This window comes from Bradyrhizobium sp., from assembly GCF_049586575.1.
Lineage (GTDB): Bacteria > Pseudomonadota > Alphaproteobacteria > Rhizobiales > Xanthobacteraceae > Bradyrhizobium.
In genome coordinates this window covers 1-2,271 of record NZ_JBAVCF010000144.1, presented here as the reverse complement: position 1 = coordinate 2,271, position 2,271 = coordinate 1, and the positions used below count along the sequence as shown (strand labels likewise).

At 61.7% G+C, this 2,271-nt stretch carries 2 protein-coding genes; both read right to left on the bottom strand.

The window, feature by feature from the left end; translation table 11 throughout:
* On the bottom strand, positions 1-1,180 hold a 1,180-nt coding region (locus tag WB528_RS05230; RefSeq protein ID WP_423887363.1), incomplete at its 3' end, for a 2-oxoacid:acceptor oxidoreductase family protein.
* On the bottom strand, positions 1,150-2,271 hold a 1,122-nt coding region (locus WB528_RS05225), incomplete at its 5' end, for an FAD-dependent oxidoreductase (protein WP_423887362.1). The genes WB528_RS05230 and WB528_RS05225, both read right to left, overlap by 31 nt.

Genomic DNA, 2,271 nt, shown 5'->3' with positions numbered 1-2,271 from the left:
GGTGGTTCATGCCGATGTCGAGATCGAGCATGACGAAGATCGTGGTCTGTAACCGCTCGGCGAGATCGAAGGCCTGCGCGGCGAATTCGAACGCTTCCGCCGGATCTTCCGGAAACAGCAGCACGTGCTTGGTGTCACCGTGGGAGGCATAGGCGCAGGCAATGATATCGCATTGCTGGGTGCGGGTCGGCATGCCTGTCGAGGGGCCCGCGCGCTGCACGTTCATGATCACGGCTGGAATTTCGGCAAAATACGAAAGCCCGATGAACTCGGTCATCAAGGAGATGCCGGGGCCGGAGGTCGCGGTGAAGGCGCGCGCGCCGTTCCACGACGCGCCGATCACAATGCCGATGGAGGCAAGTTCGTCCTCGCCCTGGACAATGGCGTATTTCGCCTTGCCGGTCGCGGGATCGTGCCGCAGCTTCTTGCAGTGGTTGGCAAAAGCGTCCGCCAGCGACGACGACGGCGTGATCGGGTACCAGGCGCAAACGGTGGCGCCGCCATAGACCGCGCCTAACGCCGCCGCGCTGTTGCCTTCGATGAAGATGCGGTCGCCGACCTTGTCGGCCTTCTTCACGCGCAGCCCAATCGGGCATTTGAGGTTTTGCAGCGCCCAGTCGCGGCCGAGATGCAACGCGTGGATGTTCGGCGACAGCAGTTTTTCCTTGCCCTTGTACTGCTCGCCGATCAGCTGCTCGATCAGCTTGGGGTCCATGTCGAGCAGGGCACAGAGGGCGCCGAGATAGATGATGTTCTTGAACAACTGGCGCTGACGCGGGTCGGTATAAGTGGAATTGGTGATCGCGGTCAGCGGCACGCCGATCACCGTGATGTCGGCGCGGAATTTCGACTGCGGCAGCGGCTTGGTCGAGTCGTAGAACAAATAGCCGCCGGGCTCGATCGAGCCTAAGTCCTTGTCCCAGGTCTGTGGGTTCATCGCCACCATCATGTCGACGCCGCCACGCGCGCCGAGATGGCCGTCTTCGGTCACCCGGACTTCGTACCAGGTCGGCAGGCCCTGAATGTTGGAGGGGAAGATGTTGCGCGGCGAGACCGGCACGCCGTGGCGCAGGATGGCGCGTGCGAACAGTTCGTTGGCGCTTGCCGAACCCGAGCCATTGACGTTGGCGAAGCGGACGACGAAGTCGTTTACGCTGCTGATCGGGCTTTGGTCGGACATGATGTTCCTGCGTAGGTCATATCGATGAGATATTTCTGCATGTCCCAGGCGCCGGTGGGGCAACGCTCGGCGCACAGCCCGCAATGCAGGCAGACGTCTTCGTCTTTCACCATCACGCGCCCGGTCTTGAGATCGTCTGAGACGTAAAGGGCTTGATCCAGGTGCGGTGAGGGCGCCTTCAACCGGGTCCGCAGATCGGCTTCCTCGCCGTTCTCCGTGAAGGTGATGCAATCCATCGGGCAGATATCGACGCAGGCGTCGCACTCGATGCAGAGTGAGGTGGAAAACACCGTCTGCACATCGCAGTTGAGGCAGCGCTGGGCTTCGCCGAGCGCGAGCTTGACGTCGTAGCCGAGTTCGACTTCGGCGCGGATGTCCTTTAGCGCGATGACCTTGTCGCGATGCGGCACCTTGAAGCGCTTGTCGTCGGAAATGTCGTTGTCGTAGCTCCACTCGTGGATGCCCATCTTCTGCGAAGAGACATGCACCTCCGGCAGCGGCCGCTCCTGGACATCTTCACCGGATACAAGTCTGTGGATCGAGAGCGCGGCGTCGTGGCCGTGCGCCACCGCCCAGATGATGTTCTTGGGGCCAAACGCCGCGTCGCCGCCGAAGAACACTTTCGGATGCGTCGAGCCCATTGTCTTGGGATCGACCTTCGGCATGTTCCATTTGTCGAACTCGATGCCGCAATCGCGCTCGATCCAGGGGAACGCGTTCTCCTGGCCGACCGCGACCAGCACGTCGTCGCAGTTGATCGTCTCGTCAGCTTCGCCTGAAGGCACCAGGCTGCGCTTGCCTTTAGAGTCGTACTCGGCCTTTACCTTCTGGAAGGTGACGCCGGTAAGCTTGCCGTTGTCGTGCGTGAAAGCGACCGGGACCATGAAATTGAGGATCGGAATGTCCTCATGCATGGCGTCTTCTTTTTCCCAAGGTGACGCCTTCATCTCCTCGAAGCCGGAGCGCACGATCACCTTGACGTCCTCGCCGCCGAGGCGGCGTGCGGTGCGGCAGCAATCCATCGCGGTGTTGCCGCCGCCGAGCACGATCACGCGCTTGCCGATCTTGTCGACATGGCCGAACGACACGCT